Annotated in this window: 22 protein-coding genes; 14 read left to right on the forward strand and 8 right to left on the reverse strand. The window is 74.8% G+C overall.

Features of this window, described 5'->3' with window-relative positions:
* Nucleotides 1-86: 86 nt before the first annotated feature.
* Entirely contained in the window at nucleotides 87-1,778 is a 1,692-nt protein-coding gene (locus tag ACZ6J5_RS10035) for a helix-turn-helix domain-containing protein (protein WP_469389667.1), read from the reverse strand.
* A gap of 337 nt (nucleotides 1,779-2,115) precedes the next feature.
* On the opposite strand from ACZ6J5_RS10035, the gene ACZ6J5_RS10040 reads away from it, so the two are divergent.
* On the forward strand, nucleotides 2,116-2,361 hold the full coding sequence (locus ACZ6J5_RS10040; RefSeq protein WP_469389669.1) for a hypothetical protein: 246 nt from the start codon (nucleotides 2,116-2,118) through the stop codon (nucleotides 2,359-2,361).
* A 111-nt stretch (nucleotides 2,362-2,472) separates the two neighbouring features.
* Here ACZ6J5_RS10040 and ACZ6J5_RS10045 read toward each other — a convergent pair whose 3' ends face one another.
* Nucleotides 2,473-5,505, reverse strand: coding sequence for an AfsR/SARP family transcriptional regulator (locus ACZ6J5_RS10045; RefSeq protein WP_469390504.1), 3,033 nt, complete (start codon nucleotides 5,503-5,505; stop codon nucleotides 2,473-2,475).
* 411 nt (nucleotides 5,506-5,916) lie between these two features.
* On the opposite strand from ACZ6J5_RS10045, the gene ACZ6J5_RS10050 reads away from it, so the two are divergent.
* The 7 genes from ACZ6J5_RS10050 (at nucleotide 5,917) to ACZ6J5_RS10080 (ending at nucleotide 12,216) form a co-directional block, all read left to right on the forward strand.
* Nucleotides 5,917-6,420, forward strand: coding sequence for a nuclear transport factor 2 family protein (locus ACZ6J5_RS10050; protein WP_469389671.1), 504 nt, complete (start codon nucleotides 5,917-5,919; stop codon nucleotides 6,418-6,420).
* Nucleotides 6,421-6,696: 276 nt separating this feature from the next.
* A complete protein-coding gene (locus ACZ6J5_RS10055) occupies nucleotides 6,697-8,346 on the forward strand; it encodes a sensor histidine kinase (RefSeq protein ID WP_469389673.1) in 1,650 nt (549 codons plus the stop codon).
* Nucleotides 8,343-8,744, forward strand: a complete 402-nt coding sequence (locus ACZ6J5_RS10060) for a roadblock/LC7 domain-containing protein (protein WP_376443967.1) — start codon at nucleotides 8,343-8,345, stop codon at nucleotides 8,742-8,744. Before ACZ6J5_RS10055 ends, ACZ6J5_RS10060 begins: the two co-directional genes overlap by 4 nt.
* A complete protein-coding gene (locus ACZ6J5_RS10065; protein ID WP_362474014.1) occupies nucleotides 8,741-9,097 on the forward strand; it encodes a DUF742 domain-containing protein in 357 nt (118 codons plus the stop codon). Before ACZ6J5_RS10060 ends, ACZ6J5_RS10065 begins: the two co-directional genes overlap by 4 nt.
* The gene (locus tag ACZ6J5_RS10070; RefSeq protein WP_469389675.1) at nucleotides 9,078-9,746 is read left to right on the forward strand and encodes a GTP-binding protein; all 669 of its coding nucleotides are present in this window, start codon (nucleotides 9,078-9,080) and stop codon (nucleotides 9,744-9,746) included. Before ACZ6J5_RS10065 ends, ACZ6J5_RS10070 begins: the two co-directional genes overlap by 20 nt.
* Nucleotides 9,743-10,975: a cytochrome P450 gene (locus ACZ6J5_RS10075; RefSeq protein WP_469389677.1), complete on the forward strand. Its 1,233-nt coding sequence runs from the start codon at nucleotides 9,743-9,745 to the stop codon at nucleotides 10,973-10,975. The genes ACZ6J5_RS10070 and ACZ6J5_RS10075 overlap by 4 nt, the downstream gene beginning before the upstream one ends.
* The gene (locus tag ACZ6J5_RS10080; protein ID WP_469389678.1) at nucleotides 10,972-12,216 is read left to right on the forward strand and encodes a cytochrome P450 family protein; all 1,245 of its coding nucleotides are present in this window, start codon (nucleotides 10,972-10,974) and stop codon (nucleotides 12,214-12,216) included. The genes ACZ6J5_RS10075 and ACZ6J5_RS10080 overlap by 4 nt, the downstream gene beginning before the upstream one ends.
* 136 nt (nucleotides 12,217-12,352) lie before the next feature.
* Here ACZ6J5_RS10080 and gap read toward each other — a convergent pair whose 3' ends face one another.
* The 3 genes from gap to ACZ6J5_RS10095 all read right to left on the reverse strand — a co-directional run bounded on the left by gap (nucleotide 12,353) and on the right by ACZ6J5_RS10095 (nucleotide 15,446).
* On the reverse strand, nucleotides 12,353-13,351 hold the full coding sequence (gene gap / locus ACZ6J5_RS10085; protein ID WP_469389680.1) for a type I glyceraldehyde-3-phosphate dehydrogenase: 999 nt from the start codon (nucleotides 13,349-13,351) through the stop codon (nucleotides 12,353-12,355).
* A 118-nt stretch (nucleotides 13,352-13,469) separates the two neighbouring features.
* Nucleotides 13,470-14,426: a GlxA family transcriptional regulator gene (locus ACZ6J5_RS10090; RefSeq protein WP_469389683.1), complete on the reverse strand. Its 957-nt coding sequence runs from the start codon at nucleotides 14,424-14,426 to the stop codon at nucleotides 13,470-13,472.
* A gap of 54 nt (nucleotides 14,427-14,480) precedes the next feature.
* On the reverse strand, nucleotides 14,481-15,446 hold the full coding sequence (locus tag ACZ6J5_RS10095) for a pirin family protein (RefSeq protein WP_469389684.1): 966 nt from the start codon (nucleotides 15,444-15,446) through the stop codon (nucleotides 14,481-14,483).
* A 143-nt stretch (nucleotides 15,447-15,589) separates the two neighbouring features.
* Here ACZ6J5_RS10095 and ACZ6J5_RS10100 point away from each other — a divergent pair, with 143 nt between their 5' ends.
* A complete protein-coding gene (locus tag ACZ6J5_RS10100) occupies nucleotides 15,590-15,937 on the forward strand; it encodes a tetratricopeptide repeat protein (protein ID WP_469389686.1) in 348 nt (115 codons plus the stop codon).
* A 23-nt stretch (nucleotides 15,938-15,960) separates the two neighbouring features.
* Here ACZ6J5_RS10100 and ACZ6J5_RS10105 read toward each other — a convergent pair whose 3' ends face one another.
* Both ACZ6J5_RS10105 and ACZ6J5_RS10110 read right to left on the reverse strand, forming a co-directional pair.
* Nucleotides 15,961-18,027: a hypothetical protein gene (locus ACZ6J5_RS10105; protein ID WP_469389688.1), complete on the reverse strand. Its 2,067-nt coding sequence runs from the start codon at nucleotides 18,025-18,027 to the stop codon at nucleotides 15,961-15,963.
* A 13-nt stretch (nucleotides 18,028-18,040) separates the two neighbouring features.
* A complete protein-coding gene (locus tag ACZ6J5_RS10110) occupies nucleotides 18,041-20,743 on the reverse strand; it encodes a hypothetical protein (protein ID WP_469389690.1) in 2,703 nt (900 codons plus the stop codon).
* A gap of 192 nt (nucleotides 20,744-20,935) precedes the next feature.
* Here ACZ6J5_RS10110 and ACZ6J5_RS10115 point away from each other — a divergent pair, with 192 nt between their 5' ends.
* The 3 genes from ACZ6J5_RS10115 to ACZ6J5_RS10125 all read left to right on the forward strand — a co-directional run bounded on the left by ACZ6J5_RS10115 (nucleotide 20,936) and on the right by ACZ6J5_RS10125 (nucleotide 23,288).
* Nucleotides 20,936-21,538, forward strand: a complete 603-nt coding sequence (locus ACZ6J5_RS10115) for a hypothetical protein (RefSeq protein WP_469389692.1) — start codon at nucleotides 20,936-20,938, stop codon at nucleotides 21,536-21,538.
* 103 nt (nucleotides 21,539-21,641) lie between these two features.
* Nucleotides 21,642-22,310 carry a DUF305 domain-containing protein gene (locus ACZ6J5_RS10120; protein ID WP_469389694.1) on the forward strand — a complete coding sequence of 223 codons (669 nt, stop codon included), beginning with the start codon at nucleotides 21,642-21,644 and terminating at the stop codon, nucleotides 22,308-22,310.
* 99 nt (nucleotides 22,311-22,409) lie between these two features.
* Entirely contained in the window at nucleotides 22,410-23,288 is an 879-nt protein-coding gene (locus tag ACZ6J5_RS10125) for a F510_1955 family glycosylhydrolase (protein WP_469389696.1), read from the forward strand.
* Between the two features lie 66 nt (nucleotides 23,289-23,354).
* Here the strand turns inward: ACZ6J5_RS10125 and ACZ6J5_RS10130 are convergent, their stop codons facing one another.
* Nucleotides 23,355-23,900: a cupin domain-containing protein gene (locus ACZ6J5_RS10130; RefSeq protein ID WP_469389697.1), complete on the reverse strand. Its 546-nt coding sequence runs from the start codon at nucleotides 23,898-23,900 to the stop codon at nucleotides 23,355-23,357.
* Between the two features lie 176 nt (nucleotides 23,901-24,076).
* On the opposite strand from ACZ6J5_RS10130, the gene ACZ6J5_RS10135 reads away from it, so the two are divergent.
* Nucleotides 24,077-24,484 carry a YciI family protein gene (locus ACZ6J5_RS10135; RefSeq protein ID WP_469389699.1) on the forward strand — a complete coding sequence of 136 codons (408 nt, stop codon included), beginning with the start codon at nucleotides 24,077-24,079 and terminating at the stop codon, nucleotides 24,482-24,484.
* Between the two features lie 8 nt (nucleotides 24,485-24,492).
* Nucleotides 24,493-25,665, forward strand: a complete 1,173-nt coding sequence (locus ACZ6J5_RS10140) for an RNA polymerase sigma factor (RefSeq protein ID WP_469390506.1) — start codon at nucleotides 24,493-24,495, stop codon at nucleotides 25,663-25,665.
* Nucleotides 25,666-25,702: the final 37 nt, after the last annotated feature.

Here is a 25,702-nt window from a genome sequence, read left to right on the forward strand (position 1 = left end):
GGGCAGTGGCCATACAACCCGTGTGCGGGCCCGGTGAGCGGCAGTTGATCCGGCGGTACGGCAGCGGATCGGCGGCGCTGCGGCAGTCAGGCGGCAGGGGCGGGGGCAGCGGCGGCGGCAGGGACCGCGGCAGCGGCGACGGGGGGCTCCGCCGCCGGGGGCAGGGCGGCGCGGACGGCGCACAGGACCCGGAAGCCGGAGCGGCCGTGGTCGGTGCTGGAGCGGATGAAGCCGCCGATGAGCAGGGCGCGGACCATGCGGCCCGCGTCGACCAGCGGCCTGCCGGTGGTCCTGACGACGTCGTCGAGCCCGAAGTCGGGCGCGGTGGCGGCGTCCTGGGCGGCGCAGAGCGCGGCGAGGAGGTGCCGCTGCTCGGGCGGGAGGACGGCGAGGGCGCGGGCGACACGGTCGGTGAGGCCGGTGCCGCCGTGCCCGTCGGCGAGGTGGTCGAGGACGGCGGCGGGGTCGGTCTCGACGATGCCGCGCAGGGTGGGCAGGTCGCAGACGCCGAGCCAGGACGCGGCGGCGGCCATCGCGAGGGGGTGTCCGTCGAGGCGGTGGGCGATCCAGGCGGTGTGGGCCAGGGTCTGCTCGTCGGGGAGGAGTTCGGGGCGCATGCGGCGGAGCCGGCCGAGGAGGAACCGCACGGCGGGCGCGTCGGCCCCGGCGCCGGGGGTGGCGGGGCCGGCCGGGAGGGGGGCCTCCAGGGGGGCGAGGAGGAACAGGCGCTCGCCGGGGACGGACCAGGGGGTGTCGGCGGTCAGGAGGAGGCGCAGGCCCGGGAGTTCGCGGCGGAGCCGGGTGAGGCGGGCGAAGTCGAGGCGGGTGGTGTCGACGCCGTCGAGCACGAGCAGCGCCTCCCGGTCGCCGAGCGCGGCGGCGAGCGCGGCGGGCGGCAGCTCGCCGGGTCCCGGGGCGGAGCCCTGGAGCGCGGGTGAGGAGGAGGGGGCGGAGGCCGGAGGGTAGGCCGGAAGGAAGGCGGGGGTGGGGACGGCGCCCCCGGGTCTGTGCCCGTCGCGGGGGCCGTGCCCGGGGCCGTGCCCGTACGGGTAGTCGGCGGCGCCCGTGCCGTACGCGGCGGGGGCGGAGGCCGTTCCGTACGGGACGGCGGGGGCGCTCGTTCCGTACGGGACGGCGGCCACGGCCGTGCCATACGGGTCGTCGGCGGCGCCCGTGCCGTACGGCGCCTGCGTACCCGCCCCCAGGAGATAGCCGGCGCAGTCGGCGACGAGGGCGGCGGACGGGTCCTCGTCCGCGGCGGGCAGGCAGTCGGCCGCGGAGCCGTGAGCGGTGTGCCACAGGACGGGGAGGCCGTCGGCGTGCAGCCGGGCGGCGGTCTCCAGGGCGAGGCGGGTCTTGCCGACGCCGCTGAGGCCCACGACGGTCACGAGCCGCTCGGCACCGGAGCGCAGCTCCTCGGCGAGGATCGCGGCCTCGGCCTCGCGCCCGATCAGCGGGTGCAGCGGGACGGGCGGGGCACAGCGTTCCGCGAGGAGGTGCCGGCCGCCGCCGTGGTGGTGGCCCCGGGTGACGGACTCCTCCAGGGCGGTGCGGGCCCGCGGGCCGAGGCGGAGGGCGTCGGCTATCAGCCGGACGGTGTCGGCGCGGGGCCGCAGGGCCTTCCCCTTCTCCAGGTCGCGGATGGCGCGGACGCTGATGGTGGAGAGGTCGGCGAGTTCACGCTGGGTCAGGCCGATGCGGAGGCGGTGTCCGCGGATGAGGGTGCCCAGAGCGGCGGTGGCCGTGGGCACACCCTCGGGGGAGTGACCGGTCGTCATGGAGAGCTCCCGCTGGTCAGGTCGGGGCGAGCACCGGAGAACCGCCTGGTCGGGGCGGCTTCCGGGGGGTCTCGCCGGCTGCTGGGAACCATCCTCCGAATCCGCCTATCCGGAGGGCATCCCGCCGCTAACCGGCATCGGGGGCGGACCGGGCACCGGGATGGTCCGCGTGATAGCGCGGCGGGGTCCGCGATAGCGGTCCTGGGGCCGTGATAGGCGGGGTGGTGCGGTGATAGCGGGGTGATAAGGCTGCGGGCGGTGCGGTGAATCCGCTCGTTCCTAAGTTGGTGGTCAGAAGGAAACGCCAGCCAGAAACACGAACGAGACGGAGAATCCGATGTCGAAGACCACCACCGCCGCCCGTACCGCCCTCCGCGCCGCCGTCACCTCCGCGCTGATCGTCCTGGTGACGGGCGCCGGTCTCGGGGTCAGCTGGGCCGACGAGCCGGTCCCGGCCACGGGCACCCCGGGCACCGCCGCCACCTCGAACGCCGTCCCCCCCACCTGCGTCCCGGCCGGCACCCCGGTCACCGCCAACCCCGGCAACCTCCCCACCTGCACGGACAACAACCCCTGGGACTGACGTCCCTGGGCTGACGCCCTCGGGCACTGACGACTCCCCTGAGCCCCTGGGTCTCCTGGGTCTCTTGAGCCCCTGAGCCCCTGAGTCCCCCCAGCACCCCCGGCGCGGCCGTCAGCAGGCGCCGAGGAGCCGCTCCGCCTCGGTGAGTTCCCGGGCCATCCGACGGTCCCGGAAGACCTCGACGGCCGGAGTGAGCAGTTCCCGCGAGCGCCCCGGCTCCTCCGTCAGGAGCCGTGCGAGGTCCAGGCGTGCGAGTGCGCCCCCGCTAAAATCCATGATCTGCTCCCGCGCCGAGACGGCGCGGTCGAAGAAGTCCCGGGCCCGGTCCGGCCGCCCCATGACCGTGAAGGCGTGGCCGAGGTCCCGCAGCAGGTGCCCTTCCCCGATGACGTCGCCGGAGTCCCGGCAGAGTTCCAGCACCTCGGTGAAGGTGAGCACCGCGAGATCGCTCCGGCCCTGTTCGAGGAGGAGCTGGCCGACCCGCCGCAGGGTCCGCGCCCGGCCGCCGGTGTAGCCGATGCCCTCGTAGATGTCGAGCGCTTCGTCGAGCTGCCGCTGGGCGGTGTCGATCTCGCCCTGCCGCATCCGGACGTGGGCGCTCTGGGTGAGGACGATCGCGCGGCCGACGACGTCGCCGGCGCGGTCGAAGTCGGCGAGGGAACGCCCGTACAGTTCCAGCGCCGTGGTGTCGTCGCCGCCGCTGCGCGCGATGAGCGCCATGTCGCGGCGGCACAGCGCCTCGCCCATCGGTTCGTCGAGGGCCTGGAAGACGTCGAGCGCCGACGTGAGGGACTGGCGGGCGGTGTCGTACTGGTTGCGGCTCATGTAGAGCGAGCCGAGGGAGGCGCGGATCGCCGCGGTGCCGCGCAGGTTGCCCGCCTTGCGGACGGCGGCGAGCGCGATGGTGTGGGTCCGCTCCCAGAGGTCGTAGTGGCCGCGCACCTCGAAGAGGGTGACCAGTGACGTGGCCAGGTCCCAGCTGAGGTCGTGCAGTCCCTCTTCGGCGGCGTGCTCGACCATGCCGCACAGCGCGCCCTGTTCGGCGTCGAGCCAGGCGAGCGGGTCGGCGAGGGCCTCGTCGGTGTAGGCGGCGGGGGGCTCCCAGCGGGCCGCGTCGCCGTGCAGGACGGTGAAGTCTCCCCCGTACACCTTGCGGTGGGCCTGCTGGGCGAGGTGCATCCAGCCGCCCGCCATGCGGGCGAAGGCGGCCTTGCGCTCCTCGGGCGGGTGCCGGTCGGCGAGCTGCTCGCGGGCGTAGACGCGGATGATCTCGTGGAAGCGGTAGCGGAAGCCGCCGGACTCCATGCCGGCGACGTCGAGCATCTGTACGTCGACGAGGGGTTCGAGGAGGTCCGAGGGGAAGGGCCTGCGGTCGTCCAGGAGGGCGCCGGCCAGCCAGCTCGGGAGGGTCGGCGCCTGCGCCATGCTGAGCAGCCGGAGCAGGCTCCGGTCGCCGGGCGCCAGCCCCTCGTAGGTGAGGGAGAGACTGGCGCGCATGGTCATCTCACCGTGTGCGAGTTCGTCAAGTCGGTGCCGTTCGTTGGCCAGCCGGTGGACCATGGACGCGAGGGTCCAGTGCGGGCGGGCGGCGAGCCGGGCGGCGACGATGCGCAGGGCGAGCGGGAGGCGGCCGACGGTGCGGACGAGCGCCTCGGCGGCGACGGCCTCACCTGCGACGCGTTCCTGGCCGATGATCCGGGCGAGGAGTTCGAGGGCGCGGTCCTCGTCGAGGACGTCGAGTTCGACGCGGTGGGCGCCGGGCAGCGCGGTGAGGCGGGCGCGGCTGGTGACGAGGACGGCGCAGCCCCGGCTGCCGGGGAGCAGCGGGAGGACCTGGCCCTCCCCGGCGGCGTCGTCGAGGACGACGAGGACGCGCCGGGAGGCGAGCCGGGTGCGGTACATCTCGGCGCGCTCGTCGAGCGACTCGGGGATGAGCTGGCCGGGGATGCCGAGGGCGCGCAGAAAGCGGCCGAGGACCTCGACGGGGGTGGCGGGGGCGCCGGTGGTGCCGCGCAGGTCGCAGTAGAGCTGTCCGTCGGGGAAGCCGGTCTCGGCGAGGGCGTGGGCGACGTGGACGGCGAGGGTGGACTTGCCGGTGCCGGGCTTGCCGGTGATGGCGGCGAGCGGGACGGTGCCGCGTCCGTCGCCGCCGGCCAGTGCCCGCTCCAGGGCGGTGAGGCGCTGTCCGTCGGCGACGAAGTCGGCGATGTCGGCGGGGAGCTGGTGCGGGACGGTCTCCTGGCGAACCGTTTCAGCAGCGGGTGCGGCGGGCGTCTCGGGGGACATCGCGGGCTGCTCGGGGCGTCCGGCGGGGGCCTGGTCCTCGGGTCTGCGCCCGGTTCTCTCCCCCGGTCTCTCCGGCGGTCTTGCCGCGCGTGCGGGCGCCGACGCGGGCCCGTTCGGCGGCGGCAGTTCGCCCGCGAGGATGGCGGCTTCGAGGTCCCGCAGCTCGCGGCTCGGTTCGAGGCCGAGCTCCTCGGCGAGATAGCGGCGCGCGGTGCGGAAGGCTTCGAGGGCCTCCGCCTGGCGGCCGGACCAGTACAGGGCCTGGATGAGCTGTCCGTGCAGCTTCTCCCGGAGCGGGTGCTCATGGGTGAGCCGCTGGAGCTCGCCGACCAGCCGGTCGTGCCTGCCGAGTTCGAGCTCGATGCGGATGCGCAGCTCGACGGCGGCCAGGCGCTCCTCGTTGAGCTGGCGGGCCTTGTTGGCGAGCGGGCCGCTGTCGAGCCCGGTGAGGCAGTCGCCCTGCCAGAGGGTGACGGCGGACCGGAGCAGGCCGACGGCACGCTCGGCGTCCCCGCCCTCACGGCCCTCGCGCAGCGCGCGGGCGCGCTGGACCAGGCTGGTGAAGAGCGCGGCGTCGACGTTGCCCTCGCCGGTGTGCAGGACGTAGCCGGGGGGCCGGGTCACCAGGGTGACCTCGCCCTCGGCCCCGGCGAGCAGCTTGCGCAGCCTGGACACGCAGATCTGCACCTGGGTGCGGGCGGTCTCCGGGGGGTTGTCCTCCCAGATGAGGTCCACGAGGTGGCTCGTGCTGACGACCCGGTTGCTCTCCAGGAGCAGCGCGGCCAGGATCACCTCCTGCCGGCCCGGCGGGACGCGCAGCGGCCCCTCGGTCCCCTGGACCTGGAGCGGTCCGAGCACCCGGAAGGTCAGGTGCGGCCCGCCCTCGACGTCCTCGTCCGTTAACCCGTCGGCGGCAGCAGCCACTGATCCCCCCACCCCACCTACCAAGCAACGAAGAGTCGACACGCCGGGACCAGACCGGGCCACGCCGGGATGTCAGGCTCAAGTGAGGACAGTCTCCACATCTCTTCGCGTCGTGTCCATGCCGTGAAGATCCTCGTCGGGATCCCTTTGGACATGTTGTCGGCACCACCGTCGGCATCACGGTCGGCACAAGGTCGGCGTCACAGTCGGTACCACTGCCGGTGTCCCTGCCGGTGTCCTTGCGGGTGTCCCTGCGACCTCCGCGTCGGGGATAGGACGGCGATAACGCGGAGTTGGGGAGGGCCCGCAGAATCCTGGAGCGAGATGCGAAGGGGGTTGGCACCGTTGAACAGCCATGACGACACGGGGACCGTGTGGGCCGACGGGACGGGCGCGGTGGATCTGGTGACCGCGGCGGGGATCGACCATGTGCGCCTGGTCTACGACTACCTGGACGCGGGCGATCTGGACGGCTGCGCGTCCCTGCTGGACGACGCCGTGGTGTTCGAGCTGCCGGGGCTGCCGCCGGCCCGGGGGCGCAACGCGGCCGTGCGGGCCCACGTGGGGCACGTGCGGGCGACGGCCCGGCACGAGGTGGAGCGGCTGGTGGCGCGCGACCGTACGGTGATCGCGACGGGCCGCCGGGTGACGGCGCCGAACGGGGCGAACGGGACGGACAGGCCAGACCGGATGGACAAGTCAGACGGGATGGACGGGCCAGACAGGGCGGATAGAACGGACAGGACGGACAGGACGGACAGGACGGACCATCGGTTCGTGGACGTGTTCACGATCGCGCCGGACGGGATGGTGCGCGCCTGCGTGCGCTATTACCACGCGGTTCCCTGACCTCTCGGGAGGGGCGCGGCGGGGGGCGGTGGCGGGAGTGGCGGGCGGGGGTCGCGGGGGCCCGGCCGGAACGCGGGATTTTCCTTCCGGTTGACGCCCGTTCATATCCGACAAGCGGTCAGTGCGGGCGATTCCAGGGCCCGATGGCAACGTTTCGGTCACTCCGGATACCGTTCTACGTACCAATCCGATCACCCTGGTTCCTAAACGATCAAGAACGCCTCTATAGTGCGGTCGTTCCCGCACCTCCCCTGCCTGCTCTCGAGAGTCCGGTTGATGTCGGCGTCACCCACCCCGTTCCGCCCTGCCCTGATCGCCTCGCTGCTGACCGCGGCAGCGGGCGGCGCGCTCACCGTCGCCGCGGTCACCGCGGCCCCGGCCGACGTGCGTTCCCCCATCGCCTGGTTCGCCGCCTGCGGCGTCCTGCTCCTCTCCGCCGCCGCGTGCGCCGTCACCTGGTACGCGCGCGCCCTGCGGATCCAGACCAAGCGCGCCGAACGGCTGGCCGCGCAGGTCTCCTCCCAGGACGCCTACGCCTCCCACCGCCAGGCCGCCGCCGAGCGCGAGGCCGAGGCGCTGAAGGAGCGTCACGAAGCCAGTGCCGCGGCCGAGACCGCCGCGCACACCGCCCGCGCCGAGGCCCTCGTGGCCCGGCACCGCGCCGAGGCCGAGGAGCTCGCGCGGGGCCACCGCGCCGAGGCCGAACGCCTCGCCGCCGAACACGCCGCCGGTGCGGCGCGCCTGGAGGAGCGGGTCCGCCGCGCCGAGTCGGCGCGCTCCGCCGCCCTGGCCGCCGCCGCCAACGCGGCCGGCCGGATGCAGGCCCTGGCCACGAGCATGATGGCCGACCTGCGCGAGATGGAGCACCGGCACGCCGACGAGGACGTCCTCGCCGACCTGCTGCACCTCGACCACCGCACCGCCCAGGCGGGCCGGCTCGCCGACTCGGTCGCCGTCCTCACCGGCGCCCGCTCCGGCCGCCGCTGGGCCCGCCCGATCGTCATGGAGTCGATCCTGCGCGGCGCCATGGGCCGCATCGCCGGCTACCAGCGGGTCAGGCTGCACTCCAAGAGCGGGGCCGCCGTCGCCGGGCACGCCGCCGAGGGCGTCATGCACGCGCTCGCGGAGATCCTCGACAACGCCGCCAACTTCTCGCCGCCCAGCGCCGAGGTCCACGTGTACGTGGAGGAGGTCCCCGCCGGTGTCGTCATCACCGTCGAGGACAGCGGCCTGACCATGGGCGACGTCCAGCTCCGGCGCGCCGAGGCCGCCGTCGACGCCACCTCGCGGGACCTCGCCGGCCTCTCCGGCACCCGGCTCGGCCTGCACGTCGTCGGCCGGCTGGCCCGCAAGCACAACCTGTCGGTCTCCTTCCGGCCCTCCGCGCGCGGCGGCACCGGCGTCGTCCTGATGCTGCCCCAGGAGATCATCAGCCAGGGCCCCGAGGCCCCCGTCGCGCCCGCCCGGATGCCCGGCGTCCCGGCCCCGCGCACCGGCGGCGCCACCACCGGGGCCGCGACCCCGGCCGCCGCCCCCACCGCGGCCGCCGCGAGCGCGCCCGCCGCCGAGCCCGAGGCCGACCACGCCTCCCCGGCCGACGGTGCCACCGGCCCCGGCGGCCCCGAGGGTCCCGACGGCCTCGTGCTGCCCCGGCGCAGCCGCGGCAAGACCCTCGCCGCGCACCAGGAGGCCACCCGCCCCGCCGCCCGGCCCGCACCCCGCGCCGCCGACGCGGCCACCGCCTCGACCCGCTTCGGCGGCTTCCACCGGGCCGTGCGCGGCGCGGAGGCCCCCCGCGACGAGGCCGCGGCCCCCGAGGGCGCCGCCCCCGCACCCGTAAGCGACGGCTCCGCGCCCGACGAGGCGGTCGCCCCCGCCACGCCGCCGTCCTCGAACCACCCCCTTCCGGAAGGCGATCCGCGATGACCGGCACCACCACCGACGAGAAGCTGAGCTGGCTCCTGGAGGGGCTCCTCGAGCGGACCCCGGGCACCCGGCACGCCCTCGTGCTCTCCCGCGACGGCCTCAAGCTCTGCCGCACCACCGGGCTCTCCGTCGACCAGGCCGACCAGCTCGCCGCGATCTCCGCGGGCATCCAGAGCCTGTCGCACGGCGCCTCCGTCGAGTTCGGCGACGGCACCGGCGGAGTGCGCTCCGCGATGGCCGAGTTCTACGGCGGCATCCTCTTCATCGTCGAGGCCGGCGAGGGCGCCCACCTCGCGCTCGTCGCCGACGAGGAGGCCGACGCCGGGCTCGTCGGACACAACATGACCGAGCTGGTCGAGCAGCTCGGCGAGCACCTCGTCGCGAGGCCCCGGGGATGAGCCGCGTCAGGCCGGGTCGGGACGACTCTCCCGACCGGCTCTACACCCTCACCGGCGGACGCAGCAGCTCCGGTTCCACCGCCTTCGACGTGGTCACCCTCATCGTCGCCGAGTGCGACCCGGTGCCCGGCATGCAGTCGGAGCACGCGGCGATCCTGCGCCTGTGCCGCTTCCCCACCGCCGTGGTGGAGGTCGCGGCCGGGCTCGGACTGCCCGTGTCGATCACCCGCATCCTGCTGGCGGACCTGCACGACACCGGCCGGATCAGCGCGCGGCACCCCCGCACCTCCACGTACCGCCTTCCCGATCACGACATCCTGGAGCAGGTGCTCGTTGGACTCCGTAACCTCTGAACCGCAGCCGGCCGCTCCCGCCACCCGGGCCCTCGACAGCACCGCCGACAACGGGCTGAAGATCGTCGTCGTCGGCGGCTTCGGGGTCGGCAAGACCACCCTGGTCCGCTCGGTCAGCGAGATCCGTCCGCTGAACACCGAGGAGACGATGTCGCAGGCGGGCGAGGAGATCGACGACACCGACGGGGTGGCGGCGAAGACCGCCACGACGGTGGCCTTCGACTTCGGCCGGATCAGCCTCGACACGCGCAACGTGCTCTACCTGTTCGGCGCCCCCGGCCAGGAGCGGTTCTGGTTCCTGTGGGACCGGCTGTTCTCCGGGACGCTCGGCGCGGTCGTGCTCGTCGACACCCGGCGCATCGCCGACTCCTGGTACGCGGTGGACCGGCTGGAGCACCACGGCACGCCCTTCGTCGTGGCCTGCAACGACTTCGGCGGCACCCCGCACTCCCCCGCCGACATCCGGGCCGCCCTGGACCTGGCCGAGGAGGTGCCGCTGGTCTTCTGCGACGCCCGCTCACGCGAGTCGAGCAAGCAGGTCCTGATCGCCCTCGTCGAGCACCTGAAGGCGATCACCGAGCCCAGCGGGCGCCCGAACGCCGCGCACCCGCAGCCCCACCCCGAACCGATACCGGAGCCCGCCCCGTGACCCCCACCGAGCCCGCGCCCGTCCCGCTGAGCGGACCGCGGTTCCACACCGACCCGACCGAGCTGTACCGCCGGATCCGCCGCGAGCACGGCGCGGTCGCCCCGGTCCTGCTCGACGGCGACGTGCCCGCCTGGCTGGTGCTCGGCTACCGCGAACTCCACCAGGTCACCAGCGACCCGGCGCTGTTCTCCCGCGACTCCGACCTGTGGAACCAGTGGGACGCGATCCCCGCCGACTGGCCGCTGCTGCCGATGATCGGGCGCAAGCAGCCGTCGATCCTCTACACCGTCGGCGAGCGGCACCGCGAGCGGGCCGGGGTCATCTCCGCCGCCCTGGAGGCCGTGGACCCCTTCGAACTGAAGCGGCGGGCCGAGTACTTCGCCGACGAGCTGATCGACGGGCTCTGCGGCAAGGGCTCCTGCGACATCATCGCCGAGTACGCGACGCTGCTGCCGGTCCGCGTCCTCGCCAGCATCTACGGCTTCGCCGACGAGCAGGGCCCCGGTCTTGTCACCGCCATGAACGACATGATCAACGGGCGGGAGAACGCGCTGGCCGGGCAGCAGCACCTCGCCGGCTCCATGGCCGCGCTGCTGGCGGCCAAGCTGGCCGAGCCCGGCGACGACGTCGCCTCCCGGATGCTCGGCAACACACTCGGCTTCACCGTCGAGGAGGTCGCCCAGGACCTCATGGTGATGCTCGCCGCGGGCCACCAGCCGACCGCCGACTGGATCGGCAACTCGCTGCGCCTGATGCTCACCGACGACCGCTTCGCCGCCTCCCTCTCCGGCGGCCGGCACAGCGTCGGCGAGGCCATGAACGAGGTGCTGTGGGAGGACACCCCGACCCAGAACGTGGCCGGGCGCTGGGCCTCCCGCGACACCCACCTCGGCGGGCGCATGATCGGCCGGGGCGACCTGGTGCTCCTCGGGCTCGCCGCCGCCAACGCCGACCCGCACGTACGGGCCGACGCCGGGGCCGCCCTCACCGGCGGCAACAACGCCCACCTCTCCTTCGGCCACGGCGAGCACCGCTGCCCCTTCCCCGCGCAGGAGGTCGCCGAGACCATCGCGCGGACCGGCATCGAGGTACTCCTCGACCGGCTCCCGGACGTGGACCTGGCGGCGCCCGAGGACAGCCTGACCCGCCGTCCGTCCCCGTGGCTGCGGGGACTGACCGCGCTCCCCGTCACGTACACCCCGACCCCCGCCCTTGGAGGCCACGCATGAGCTGCCCCTTCGACCACACCGCCGGTTCGGGTGCCGAGCCGATCGTCCTCGACCCCTTCGTCGGCGACCTCGACGGCGAGGGCGCCCGGCTGCGCGCCGCCGGTCCGCTGGCCCGGGTCGTGCTGCCCGGCGGCGTCCCCGTCTACGCGGTGACCCGGCACGCCGAGGCCCGCGCGCTGCTCACCGACGCGCGCCTGGTCAAGGACATCGGCGTCTGGGGCGCCTGGCAGCGGGGCGAGATCCCGCTGGACTGGCCGCTGATCGGCCTGGCCAACCCCGGCAAGTCGATGCTGACCGTGGACGGCGAGGAGCACCGGCGGCTGCGCACCCTGGTCGCCCAGGCGCTCACCGCCCGCCGGGTGGAGCGGCTGCGGGCCGGGATCGAGGGCCTGACGACGGGTCTGCTCGACCGGCTCGCGGAGCGCCCGGACGGGGAGACCGTCGACCTGAAGGCCGAGTTCGCCTACCCGCTGCCGATGAACGTGATCAGCGAGCTGATGGGCGTGGACGCGGCGGACCACCCGCGGCTGAAGGCGCTGTTCGACAAGTTCTTCTCGACGCAGACGCCGCCGGAGGAGGTCCCGCAGATGATGGCGGACCTCGGCGCGCTGTTCGCCGGGATCGTGGCGGCGAAGAAGGAGACGCCGGGCGACGACCTGACGAGCGCGCTGATCGAGGCCTCCGAGGACGGCGACCGGCTGACCACGGAGGAGATCACCAACACCCTCCAGCTGATGGTGGCGGCCGGCCACGAGACGACGATCAGCCTGATCGTGAACGCCGTGGTGGCGCTGGAGACCCACCCGGAGCAGCGGGAGCTCGTCCTCAAGGGCGAGGTGCCGTGGGAGAACGTGATCGAGGAGACGCTGCGCTGGTCGACGCCGACCTCGCACGTGCTGATCCGGTTCGCCGCCGAGGACATCGAGGTCGGCGGCCAGGTGCTGCCGAAGGGCGAGGGGCTCGTGGTGTCCTTCGGCGCGATCGGCCGCGACGAGGCCCAGCACGGCGAGAGCGCCGGCGCCTTCGACGTGACCCGCACCCCGAACCGGCACATCTCCTTCGGGCACGGCCCGCACGTCTGCCCGGGTGCGGCGCTGTCGCGCCTGGAGGCCGGGGTGGCGCTGCCGGCGCTGTACGCGCGCTTCCCCGGGCTGCGGCTCGCGGTGCCGCGCGAGGAGCTGCGCAACAAGCCGGTCCTGACCCAGAACGACCTGTACGACCTGCCGGTCCACCTGGCCTGACGGGCCGGCAGGGACACGGCATCCGGACACGGCGTCCGGACGGCCCGCGGACACGGCGTCGGACACGGCGGTACGAAGACGGCCCGCGCCCCGGGGAGGGGGCGCGGGCCGTCCGCGTGGGCGCCTCGGCTCCGGCTCAGCCGGCGGCGAGCAGGTTCAGCGTGTCGATCACGCGGTTGGAGAAGCCCCACTCGTTGTCGTACCAGGCGACGACCTTGACGTGCCGTCCGTCGACGCGGGTGAGGGCCGAGTCGAAGATCGAGGAGGCGGGGTTGCCGGTGATGTCGGAGGAGACCAGCGGGTCGTCCGAGTACTCCAGGACGCCGGCCAGCGGGCCCTCGGCGGCGGTGCGGTAGGCCGCCAGGACGTCCTCGCGGGTCACCTCGCGGGCGACGGTCGTGTTGAGCTCGACGATCGAGCCGACCGGGACCGGGACGCGGATCGAGTCGCCGGACAGCTTGCCGTCGAGGTTCGGCAGCACCAGGCCGATCGCCTTGGCGGCGCCGGTCGTGGTGGGCACGATGTTGACGCCGGCGGCGCGGGCGCGGCGGGCGTCGCGGTGCGGCCCGTCCTGGAGGTTCTGCTCCTGGGTGTAGGCGTGCACGGTCGTCATGAAGCCGTGCTCGATGCCCGCGAGTTCGTCGAGGACGGCGGCGAGCGGCGCGAGCGCGTTGGTGGTGCAGGAGGCGTTGGAGACGATCGTGTGCACGTCCGGGTCGTAGGCGTCGTTGTTGACGCCGAAGGCCAGGGTGACGTCGGCGCCGTCCGAGGGGGCGCTGACGAGGACCTTGCGGGCGCCCGCGTCGAGGTGCGCGCGGGCCGCCTTGGCCGAGGTGAAGCGGCCGGTGGCCTCCAGGACGATGTCCACGCCGAGTTCGGCCCACGGCAGGTCGGCCGGCTCGCGCTCGGCGAGCACCTTGATCCGGCGGCCGTCCACGACGAGGACGTCGCCGTCGACGCTCACCGGGCGGCCGAGGCGGCCGGCCGTGCTGTCGAAGGCGAGCAGCCGGGCGAGCGTGGCGGGCTCGGTGAGGTCGTTGACCGCGACGACCTCCAGGGTGCTGTCGCGCTCCAGCAGGGCACGCAGCACGTTGCGTCCGATGCGGCCGAATCCGTTGATGGCGATGCGAGTCATGAGTGGTGTCCCTTCCCTCTTGCCTCCAGGCTCGCGCGCTGGAGGCGTCCATGACAGTGGCGGGATCGCCATGGTTCGCAAGGATCTCGCCACCCCGTGCGCGGACGCCGGAGACGGCTCATTCCCCCCGGGTGAAGGTCCGCCGGTACTCGGCCGGGGAGGTGCCGAGGATCTGCTGGAAGTGCAGCCGGAGGTTGGCGCCGGTGCCGAGGCCGACGTCGGCGGCGATCTGCTCGACGCCGCGCTGGGAGCGTTCGAGGAGCTCGCGGGCGAGGTCCACGCGGGCCCGCATGACCCACTGCATCGGGGTGTAGCCGGTCTCCTCGACGAAGCGCCGGGAGAAGGTGCGCGGCGAGACGCCGGCCTGCCGGGCCAGGGCGTCCAGGGTGAGGGGCTCGCCGAGCCGGTGCAGGGCCCACTCGCGGGTGGTGGCGAAGCGCTCGCCGAGCGGTTCGGGGACGCTGCGGGGGACGTACTGGGCCTGGCCGCCGCTGCGGTAGGGCGCGGCGACCAGCCGCCGGGCCGCGTGGTTGGAGGCGGCGACGCCGAGGTCGCCGCGCAGGATGTGCAGGCACAGGTCGATGCCGGAGGCGGCCCCGGCGGAGGTGAGCAGGGTGCCCTCGTCGACGAAGAGGACGTTCTCGTCGACGAGGACGAGCGGGTGGCGTTCCTTGAGGGCCCGGGCGTAGTGCCAGTGCGTGGTGGCCCGGCGCCCGTCGAGCAGCCCGGTGGCGGCGAGCGCGAAGGCGCCGGTCGAGATGGCGGCGAGCCGCGCGCCCCGGTCGTGGGCGGCGACCAGCGCCGCGACGACCGCCGGCGGCGGGTCGTCGCGGTCGGGGGAGCGGTAGCCGGGGACGAAGACGATGTCGGCCCAGGCGAGCGCGTCGAGCCCGTGGGCGACGTGGTAGGCGAGCCCGTCGCCCCCGGTCACCAGCCCCGGCGCGGCCCCGCAGACCCGCACCTCGTACGGCATGCTCGCCCGGGTCGTGAAGACCTGCGCCGGGATGCCGACGTCCAGCGGCTTCGCCCCGTCGAGCACGAGGACGGCGACACGGTGCAGACGCGAGGAGGACACCCCCCGAGCCTACGCGGCCGGCCCCGGCACCCGGCCGGCCGGACGGCCCGCGGCTCAGCGCACCCGCCCCCGCGCCTTCAGCTGTGTCGGCGGGACGTCCGGGGCGTCGAGGCGGTCGCCGTCGTAGCCCTTGACCTCGCCGAAGCGGGTGGTCGTCATCCAGTCCTCGCGGGCCTGGCGGATCTCCTCGTCGGTGCGGCCGACGAAGTTCCACCACATCACGATCTCCTCCTCGAACGGCTCGCCGCCCAGGAGCATCAGCCCCGCGTCGGACGCGGCCCGCAGCGGGAGTTCGCTGCGTCCGCAGCCGAGGTAGAGCATCGAGCCGGGGAGAACGGGGACCCCGTCGACGTGGGCCTCGCCGGACATCGCGAGGACCGCGTACTCGAAGTCCGGCTCCAGCGGCAGGCGGACCTCGGCACCGGCGGTCAGGGCGAGGTCGGCACCCGTGATCGGGGTGTACGCGGTGCCCGGGGAGACCGCCCCGGCGAGCTCGCCCAGGATCACCGTGGCGGTCAGGCCCGGGGCGGTGACGTGCGGGAGGTCGGCGTGGTGCTGGAAGTGCGGCTCGACGTGGCGGTGGGCGTCGGGGAGGGCGACCCACAGCTGCGCGCCGTGCAGATAGCGGGCGTGTGGGCGGGGGCTCTCCTCGGAGTGGGAGATCGCCCGGCCGGAGGTCATCAGGCCCAGTTCGCGCGGGCCGATGGCCTGGAGGCTGCCGGTGGAGTCGCGGTGCAGCACCTCGCCCTCGTGGAGCCAGCTGACGGTCTGCAGGCCCATGTGCGGATGGGGCGGCACCTGCATCCCGGGTTCGGCGGCGATGTCGTCGGGGCCGTAGTGGTCGACGAAGGCCCAGGCGCCGACCATGCGGCGGCCGAGGTTGGGGAGCAGGCGGCGCACCTCGGTCGATTCGCCGAGCTGGACGTGGCGGGGGCTGAGGAGTTCCCGTACCGGTTCGGCGACGACGAAGCCGCGTCCGCCGCAGACCTGGACGGCGGCCTGGCGATCAAGATTGCTCATGGCGTTCAACCTATTCCTGTCGGGGGTCCGGAGGTCCCCGGTAGGGCGTGGACCCGCGCCGTGAATATCCGTGGAATGTTCAACCACAGGGCGGTGTTGGACGGGCATCAGCATTTCCGCCCACCGGAGAGAGAGCCAGAGCAGTGAGCGAGGAGACGTACTTCGAGTTCGGGACCGCCGGCGAACGGTGGGACCGTGCCCAGCTGTTCTTCGAGGCGAAGGAGTACCCGACGGCCGTCCGCATCCTGCGCGGTCTGGTCGCCGAGCACCCGGACCAGACGGCCCAGCGCCTGCTCCTCGCCCGCGCCTACTACCACTCCGCCCAGCTGTCCCGCGCCGAGGAGGAGCTGCGGGTGGTCCTGGAGCGCGACCCGGTCGAGCACTACGCCCGGCTGATGCTCGGCCGCACCCTGGAGCGGCAGGGCAGGGCGGCGGAGGCCGCCCCGCACCTGCGGCTCGCCGCGGCGATGGCGGGTGAGCCGCCGGAGTGAGCGGGGCCCGGCGCGCGCCGGGCTCATGGCCGGAAGCGGAGGTCGGCGGTGCCCCCCAGCAGGGGGGCGTCGTTGGCCTCCGTCCATTCCCGGTGGCCCAGCAGGTCCTGGAGGCAGGTGTCGTTCGCCGTGGCGATGGTCGTGCCCGGCCGCACCGCCGAGGGGTAGCCGCGGGTGAGCGCCGTGTTGCCGTGCACGGTCCGGCGCACGGCGGCCAGCACCACCTCCACCCGGGGCGCGTCGGGGAAGGTCGCCTGGAGGACGAAGACGCCGCCGCCCTTGGCGAAGCGGGGGCGGGCGAGCGGGACGCGGTGCTCGTCGTAGCCGCAGCCGTTGCCGCTGATCTCGCTGGTCGCGTCGGCGCGGACGGCCACCTCGGTGACGCCGAAGACCTCCCGCAGGATCGCCGTCCACATGTCGGGCACGCCGCCCATGTTCCCCTCGGTGTCGGCGTAGTGGACGATCCCGCCGCCCGGCCGGTCGGAGGTGAGGTTGCCGGTGACCCGGGTGCCGGTGAGGATCAGGTCGGCGTTGCGGGCGGAGATCCCGCCGCCGCCCGGCTTCGCCCGGCGCGGCTCGCCCGGCCGGGGCGGCGCTTCGAGGCCCCGGGAGACGTTGTCCTTGATCAGGCACCGCTCGAAGGCGCCGGCCGAGCCCATGGTGATCCGGACGCCGCCGCCCATGCTGCCCGCCCGGTTGCCGCTGACCTCGGTGGACAGCAGCCGGACCGGGGAGAGCACCGAGGCGTAGAGCCCGCCGCCGTCGTCGGCCGCCGTGTTTCCCGTGACCCGGCACTCGCGCAGGGTCACGGCCTCGCGCCGGGCGTCCGCGATCTCCCGCTCGTTCCACGCCGACCAGCGGTCCAGGCGCAGGGCCGAGGCGGCGATGGCGTAGAAGGCGAGCTGTACGGCCTGGTCGGGCCGGCCGCTGACCAGGTCGGCGAGGATGCGCGGGGTCTTGGCGAGGACCGGGTTCGGTTCGAGGGGGTTCAGGAGCCAGCGCAGGTAGCGGTAGAGCTCGCCGGGGGTGAGGCCGACGACGGTGCCGGGGCTGAGCACGGCGGTGCGGGCGGCGGTGGCCCGGGAGGCGAGGAACGTGATCAGGTCGAGCTCGCTGAGGTCGCGGGTGAGCCGGCCCGGGACGGACACCTCGCAGCCGACGCCGCCGCCGTCGAGCCTGCCCCGGCGGCCGGAGGCGTTGCGGTCGATCCAGCAGCCCTCCAGGGTGGGCCAGCCGTAGCCGACGACGGCGAGGCCGCCGCCGCGGCCCTCGGCCGTGTTGCCCCGGATCAGGCAGTGGCGCAGGGTGGGGCCCGCCCAGACGGTGGCGACCCCGCCGCCGAAGGACTGCCCGGCGAGCCACATGGCGACGGTGCCGGGCGGCACCAGGGCGTCGAAGCGCCGGGACGCCTCGGCGAGCAGCTTGGCCCGGTCGATCCGGGGCAGCGGGGGGATCCCGCCGACCAGCCTCAGCATCCCGTTGACCAGGTCGACCGTGTGGTTGACGGCGCCGACCGCCCCGGCGGGCAGGATGTCGCCGAGCAGGTCGAGCACGGCCGCGCGCAGCGCCGTCCGGTCGCTCTCCGGCCAGGCCCGGAAGGGCGCCGTCTCGGTGCGGTTGCCGCTGATGACGCAGCGCTCGACGAGGACGTCGTCGGCGTCGATGACGGCGATCCCGCCACCCGCGCCGAGCCCCGGGTCGCTCGCGGTGTGCGTGGCGTGGCCGCCGGTGATCCGCAGCCCTCGGACGGTGACCGGGCCGAAGCCGCGCCGCCCGGCGGGGGTGGGCGGTCCGATCCGCAGCACCCGGTGCCGGTCGCCGCCGTGCAGGGCGGGCAGCACGCGCGGGTCGAAGCCGGGGGCGGCGGGGTCGGCGCCGGGGTGCTTGAGGAGGTGGGCGCTGGTGAGGGTGACGGGCCGGTCGAGGACCAGCTCGGCCTCGCGGTAGACGGCGTTGTCGAGGATGACGACCGTGTCGCCGGGGGCGGCGGCGCGCAGCGCGTCGGCGACGGTCCTGGCCGGCTTCGCCTCGCTGTCGAAGCGGCCGGAGCGCACGCCCTTGGTCGCGTGCACATAGCGGGTGGCGGGCATGGCGGGGCCGGGCCTAGAGCTGCTGGCCGGTCTTGGGGTCGTACGCGACCTCCACGGCGACGACCTGGTCGGTGGGCAGGACCTCGATCCACTGGTCGAAGACCTGGTAGGGCTCGGCGGGCCGGAAGCCGCCCGCGAGCGGGTCGAAGCCGGTCTCGAAGACCTGCTCGCCGGCGAGGGTGCGGGCGACGCTGGTGTTGGCCTCGGCGAGCTCGGCGGCGAGCAGGTCGAGCACCTCGCCGATGGTCTTGTCCCGGTACGCGTCGGGGTCGCCGTCCTGCCAGGCGTAGGGGCGTCCCAGCGCCGCCTCGCCCTCGACACCCGCCTTGGCGAGCCAGCCGAGCGCCTCCGGCTCGTGTCCCGGGCGGATGGGCAGGACGGCCTTGACCCAGGCGGAGTTGAGGAACTCGTTGCGCCGCTCGTCGCCGTCGGTCTGGACGAGCCAGCCGAGCGAGCTGCCCATCGGCGCGGGCTGCGAGTCGGCGGTGATCAGGTAGTCGACCCGCCACTCCCGCTCCGGTGTGGGGCCCTTGGCGTCCGGGGCGTTGTGGGAGCTGGTGCGGGAGTAGGCGGTGGGGACGGTCTCCCCGGCGAGCGGGTCGCCGTCGGCGCCCTCCCAGCGGGCGGGCGGCACCGGATAGCGGCCGAGCGAGTCGGGCCCGGCGGGGTCGGCGGTGTCGCCGGGCCGCCAGAACTCGGGCGAGACGAAGTAGAGCATCTCGTCGACGTCGAAGATCTGCCGGATCAGCTCGGCCTCCAGGTGCGCGTCCCTCGGGTCGAACAGGCGGAGCTGTGCGAGGAGATGGGCGAAGACGGAGTGCCGCTCCTCCTTGCGCAGGTCCTCGGCGGGGCGCGGCCGGACCTTGCTGAGCAGGCCGGTCCGGTCCCGTACGGCGGCGGCGTAGGCCTTGCGCTGGAGGGCGGCGACGTCCTTCTCGTACTGGGCGAGCGCCGCCTCGTAGGCGACCTGGGCCGGGTTCACCGGCGGCGGCTCCCAGCGGAGCTGGAGGGTGAAGGTGATGGTGGAGGTGCCGCCGAAGTGCACGTGGTCCGCGCGGACCTGGAACCGGCCGGTGTCGGGGCGCTGGATGACGTACCGGACGAGGAACTTGGCGTCGGTGCCGTGCCCGTTCTTCGCGGAGACGAACTGCACGTAGTCCGGGTTGGTGCTGAGGGTGTAGCCGGGCGCGGGCGGGAGGGCGCCGTAGTCGAAGTCGGCGACGATGTACTCGTCCTCCTCGCCGCGCCACAGGCGGTCGAAGCCGTCCTGGCGGCTCCAGTCGGCGTCGTTGTGCGGGGCGTTGGTGCTGTCCGGGTGCTCCTGGATGGGGAAGGTGCCGGTGAAGGTGGTGAGGACCGGGGTGAGCGGCTCGGGCGGCTCGGGCTTGCGCAGCGAGGTGAGGTCGGGGGCGGGCACGACGTCGACGAACTCGCCGAGGCCGAGCACCCGGCCCGGCGCGTTCACGAAGACCTGCCAGCTCATGCGGGTGCCGATGTGCTGCACCTGGACGCCCACCTTGCGCATCTTGCGGCGCAGTTCGTAGTTGGCGAGCCGGTCGGTGGTGTTCTGCACGACGTAGCGGCGGCTGGAGGTGTCGGTGGTCTCCGTCACCGTCTTGAAGGTGGTGGTGAAGTTGCGCCGGATCTCGCTGCTGACCTTGGAGCTCTGGGTCCGGGTGTGCTTGTGGGTGAGCTCGGAGGACTTCTGGGTGGTCGCCTTGGTGGCGTAGCTGGCGCTGGCGTCGGCGTGGTAGACCCCGGCGAAGGAGCCGCCGGCGGAGACGGTCGCGCCGAGGGAGGTGTCGTTGGCGTTGGACTCCTTGACGGCGTCGGCCACGTCGCTCTGGTCGGTGAGGCTCTCCTCGGACCTGCGGGTGGTCTCCTCCGACTGGCTCGCGGTCCGCTCGACGAGGGTGCGGCGGGTGGTGGTCTCCACGAGCTCCACCATGCCGCCGGGGCTGAGCCACAGGTGCCCGGCGGGCGCGCCGAGGAAGGTGTCGAACTCGAAGAAGTACTGCCGGAAGAGGTTGACGAGGCCGACCGGCGACAGGATGCCCTCGGTCGGCGGGTCCTGGCCGACGAAGGCGGCGAGCGCGGCGAGCCCGGGGCCCTCCAGGGCGCGGGCGGCGGGCCCGGCGAAGGCCGAGGGGCCGGGGCGCGGGGCGAGCCGCGCGGCGAGCCGGCCGGCGCCGGAGTGGCCGAGCCAGCCGGGCAGCGGCTGGTAGACGCCGAAGAGCTCGCTGGCGTACGGGAGGGTGCCCGCGAACTCCATGACGGGCCGGCCGGTGCGCACCGGCCCCGGCACGGGCGCGGTCAGCACCCGGACCGGTCCGGTGGGGCCGCCCGAGGTGGTGGCGAAGGGGGTCACGGTCCACGGCTGGCCGGTGCTCCGGGTGACGAGCAGCAGGTCGCGGTCGGACTCGGTGGGCGGGGCGACGAAGGAGAGGACCAGCGGGCCGGTGGCCGGCACCGTGCGGCCCGCGTACTGCCGCCCGGAGCCGGGGTCCGGCTCGACGAAGGCCCCGTCGAGGGCGGGCACCCCGGGGAAGAGCGCCGGGTCGCGCAGGTCCACGTCGGACGGGAGGGCGAGGGCGATCCGCTGCCCGGGGCGGAGCTCGGCCGGTCCGGAGGGCTGCACCCGGTAGGACCAGATCTGGTACCAGGAGCCCGCGGTGGGGAGCGGGGTCCGGCCGGCGAAGGTGACGACGATCGACATACGGGTGCCTCCCGGGAGGGTCACGGCGGCCCGGCGGGACGCGGGGGCGCCGCGTGATCAGGGTGGGACGGCGGGCCGGGTGCTGTCACCGGCGTGGCGCCGATACGCCAGGGGGCGCGCGGAAGCACGCCGGGGTACCCATGCGGGGTATGGGCTCCGGATTCGGTATCGTCGGGACCGGAGGTGGAAGACGTGCACGTGGGACGGGCTGTTCGCGGCGCCGCACGAGCGGGAGGCGCCCTGGCGCACCTGCTGCTCGTCGTCGTGCTCGCGCTCGGCGTCTTCGTGATGCACTCGGTCGGCCACCCGGAGGGCGCCTCCGGTCCGGCCGCCCAGGCCGAGGGCCACGGCGCCGGGGCGGGCGCTCCGGCGCGCGCGGTGGCCCCGCCGGACCTGACGCGGGTGACCGGCCCCTCGGACCCGGCCGGTGCGTCGGCCGTCAGCCCCATGACGGGCGCGACGGGCGCGACGGGCGCGACCGGCTCGACGGGCACGGCCGGCGCGAGCGGAGTGACGGACGTCGCCCCGGCGCACGGCGGGCGCACCGCCGTCCCGGGCGGCGCGGCGGGCGACGGCGCCCACGGGTCCACCCACGACTCGGGTACCGGGATGGACATGACCACGCTTTGTGTGGCGGTCCTCGGCGCCTGGCTGCTCGCCGTCCTGCTCCGGGCCGCCCTCGGCCGCCGTCCGGACGGGGCCGTCCCGCTCCCCGCGCGGCTGCTCCCCTCCCTCGGGCCGAACGCGCCGCCGCGGCCCCCGGACCTCGCCCAGCTGTCGGTCCTGCGGACCTAGGCCGTACCGCCCCCGCCACCGCGGGCGCCTCGCCGCGCCCGTGTCCGGCCACACGCGTACGTCCCTTTCCCGCACGAACGACAGCATCCGAGGTGTGTTCACCATGCGTGCCCTCACGACCCGTACCACCACCCGCACCACCGCCCGCAAGCTCGCCCTGACCGGCGCCGTCGCCGCGACCGGGCTCCTGCTCGCCGCCTGCTCGGGCTCCGGCGACTCCATGGACGGCATGGACCACGGCGCGAAGAGCTCCGCCTCCGCGTCCGCCTCCGCGACGGGCGCCGGCTCCGGCTCCGGCTCCGCGGCGCCCGGCACTCCCGGCGCCTTCAACGACGCGGACGTGATGTTCGCGCAGATGATGATCCCCCACCACGAGCAGGCCCTGGAGATGGCGGGGCTCGCCGCCGGGCGGGCCGAGGACGCCGAGGTCAAGAAGCTCGTCGGCGAGATCGAGAAGGCCCAGGACCCGGAGATCCGGAAGATGCGGGCCTGGCTCAGGACCTGGGGCAAGCCCGAGTCGATGGGCGGCGGCCACGGCATGGCCGGGATGATGTCCGAGAAGGACATGGCCGGCCTCACCGCCCTGAAGGGCAGGGCCTTCGACCGCAGGTTCGCCGAGCTGATGATCGCCCACCACGAGGGCGCGGTCGAGATGGCCAGGACCGAGCAGCGGGACGGCGCGGACCCGGCGGCCAAGCGGGTGGCCGACGACGTGGTCCGGACCCAGGCCGCCGAGATCGCCCAGCTGAAGAAGATCCTCGCCCGCCTCTGACCGGCCCCGGCCGGTCCCGCCGGCCTCCGCCACGCCCCGGGCGGCCCCGCACCCTCGTGCGGGGCCGCCCCCTCCCCGTACCCCTGGGACCACAGACACATGAAGAAGCACCGCGCCGCCCTCGCCGCCGCGCTCACCGCGACCCTCGCCCTCGCCCTGACCGCCTGCGGCTCCGGCGACGCCACCGGACCGGCCGGGAGCTCCGGCGCCCCGGCGGCGCTCAGCCACATCCACGGCGTCGGCTCCTCGGCCGGGAAGCTGTACGTCGCCACCCACGAGGGCGTCTACACCCCCGCCGCCGACGGCTCCCCCGCCCTGGTCGGCGAGCGCAGGGACGATTTCATGGGGTTCACCGTGACCCCCGAGGGCGCCTTCCTCGCCAGCGGCCACCCCGCCCCCGGCACCGGCGGCCCCTCGAACCTGGGCCTCATCGCCTCCACGGACAAGGGCGCCTCCTGGACCACCCGGTCGCTCGGCGGGGAGGTGGACTTCCACTCCCTGGACACCGCCCCCGACGGGACCGTGTACGGCTACGACAGCACCAACGGGCGGCTGCGGGTCAGCCCTGACGGGGTGGCCTGGCAGGAGCGGGCGGAACTGAAGGCGCTCGACATCGCCGTCGCGCCCGGCACCCCGGGCACGGTGCTGGCCACCACCGAGGAGGGCGTGGTCCGCAGCACCGACGACGGGCGCACCTTCGGGGAGCCGCTGTCGAAGCAGCTCGTCGCGTACGTGTCCTGGGGCGCCCCGGACGCCCTGTTCGGCATCGACCCGTCCGGAGTGCTGCTGCGCGGCTCGGACACGGGCGGGACCTGGAGCCGGGTCTCCGTGCTGCCCGGCGGCGCCCCGCAGGCGCTGACCGCGGTGGACGCGCGCCGGATCCTCGTCGCCACCCAGGACGGGGTGTACGAGTCGGCGGACGGCGGGCGGACCTTCACCCGGCGGATGGCCGTCACCTCGGGCGGCGACGGCCACTGAGGGGCGCCGCAGCCCGGGGCCCGGCCGCTCGCCGGGGCCCGGGCTGCGGGCTCACCCTCCGGGGGCTCAGGCCTCCAGGGCGGCGCGCCAGACCGGGCTGTCGCAGTAGTGGTTGTCGTAGCGCTCGGCGGACGCGGCGATCTCCGCGGGGTCGGCCTCGCCGCGCATGACCCGGCCCAGCAGGCGCAGGTAGTCGAAGCGGCCCATGCCCGGGGTGAAGACGAACAGCACGTCCGCCTCGCAGCCGGGCGCGGCGGCGAAGGCGTGCGGGGTGTGCGGCGGGACGGCGAGGAAGTCGCCCGCGCCGAGGACCTTGATCTCCTCGCCGACCAGGACCCGCAGCGAGCCGCTGAGGACGAAGAACAGCTCGGTCGCCTTGGTGTGGAAGTGCGCGGGGGCGCCCACGGCTCCCTCGGCGAAGGTGGAGCGGTAGCTGGTGAAGCCGTCGGCCGTCTGGTGCGAGTCGGCGAGCAGGGTCATGACACTGCTGGGGTCGGCGCAGGTCTCGGCCTCGGCGTGGCGGGTGAGCAGCGGCGGGAAGGGGGCCGCGGCGGGCGTGCCGGGCTGGGGGCCGCTCTGGGGGCTGGACTGCGGGCTGGTCTGGGCGGTCATGCCGCCGAGCCTACGATCATGAAATCCGAGCGCACCAGTCCGTTTGCGCCCCGGCTCGCGCGCCCCGTGAAAAACTCCGGGAGTTTTCCGCCGACGGTGTCGAGAACGCGCGTCCGGCTCCGTCCCCGGGGTGCGAGCGGCCAGGATGGGCCGCCGGAGCACCGAGGAGAGACATCATGGCCAAGTACCTGCTGCTGAAGCACTACCGGGGCGCCCCCGCCGCCGTCAACGACGTCCCGATGGACCGGTGGACGCCGGAGGAGGTCTCGGCGCACATCCGGTACATGCGGGACTTCGCGGAGCGGCTGGAGAAGACCGGAGAGTTCGTCGACGGCCAGGCGCTCGCCCCGGAGGGCGCCTGGGTCCGCTACGACGGCGAGGGGCGGCCGCCGGTGACCGACGGGCCGTTCGCGGAGACGAAGGACCTGATCGCCGGCTGGATGATCATCGACGTGGACGGCTACGAGCGGGCCGTGGAGCTGGCCGGGGAGCTCTCGGCCGCGCCCGGTGCGGGCGGCGAGCCGATCCACGAGTGGCTGGAGGTGCGCCCGTTCCTGGCCGAGCCGCCCACCGTCACCGAGTGAGCCGGGCCGTGGACGCGACGCTGCTCAGGAGCCTCGCCCCCGGTGTGATCGGGGTCCTCGTCCGCCGCGGGGCCGACTTCGCTGCGGCCGAGGACGCCGTGCAGGAGGCCCTGGTCGAGGCGTTCGAGGCGTTCGGGCCGGGGGCGCAGGCGTCGCCTCGGGACCCGAAGGGCTGGCTGGTCACGGTGGCCTGGCGCAAGTTCCTCGACGCGGCGCGCGCCGACACCGCGCGCCGCCGGCGGGAGGACCGGGTGGCGGAGGAGCCGCCGCCCGGCCCGGCCCCGGAGGTGGACGACACCCTGCGGCTGTACTTCCTGTGCGCGCACCCGGCGCTGAGCCCGGCGTCGGCGGTGGCGCTGACGCTGCGGGCGGTGGGCGGGCTGACCACCCGCCAGATCGCGGCGGCGTATCTGGTGCCGGAGGCGACGATGGCGCAGCGGATCAGCCGGGCCAAGCGCACGGTGTCCGGGGTGCGCCTGGACCGGCCCGGCGACGTGGGCACGGTGCTGCGGGTGCTGTACCTGGTGTTCAACGAGGGCTATTCGGGCGAGGTGGACCTGGCCGCCGAGGCGATCCGGCTGACCCGCGAGCTCGCGGCCCGGGTCGAGCACCCCGAGGTGGCGGGGCTGCTGGCGCTGATGCTGCTGCACCACGCGCGGCGGGCGGCCCGGACCGCGCCGGACGGCGGCCTGGTGCCGCTGGCCGAGCAGGACCGGGGGCGCTGGGACACGGCGCTGATCGCCGAGGGGGTGGCGGTGCTCCAGGCGGCGCTGGCCCGGGACCGGCTGGGCGAGTTCCAGGCGCAGGCGGCGATCGCGGCGCTGCACGCGGACGCGCCGACGGCCGGGGAGACCGACTGGGTGCAGATCGTCGAGTGGTACGACGAGCTGGCGCGGCTGAACGACAGCCCTGTGGTGCTGCTGAACCGGGCGGTCGCGGTGGGCGAGGCGGACAACCCGCGCGCCGGCCTGGCCGCCCTGGCGCCGCTGGACCCCGCGCTCCCCCGGTACGCGGCGGTGGCCGCGTACCTGCGCGAGCGCGACGGCGACCCGGCCGGGGCCGCGCGCCTGTACGCGGAGGCCGCCCTGAGGGCGCCGAACCTGGCCGAGCGCGCCCACCTGACCCGGCAGGCGGCCCGCCTGAACACCCTCCTGCGGGGGGCCGCCCCGGACACCCCCTAGGGACTGTCGTCACACTCCCGTCTGCCTCGCGGGCGAC

The organism is Streptomyces sp. NPDC042100 (assembly GCF_055582325.1).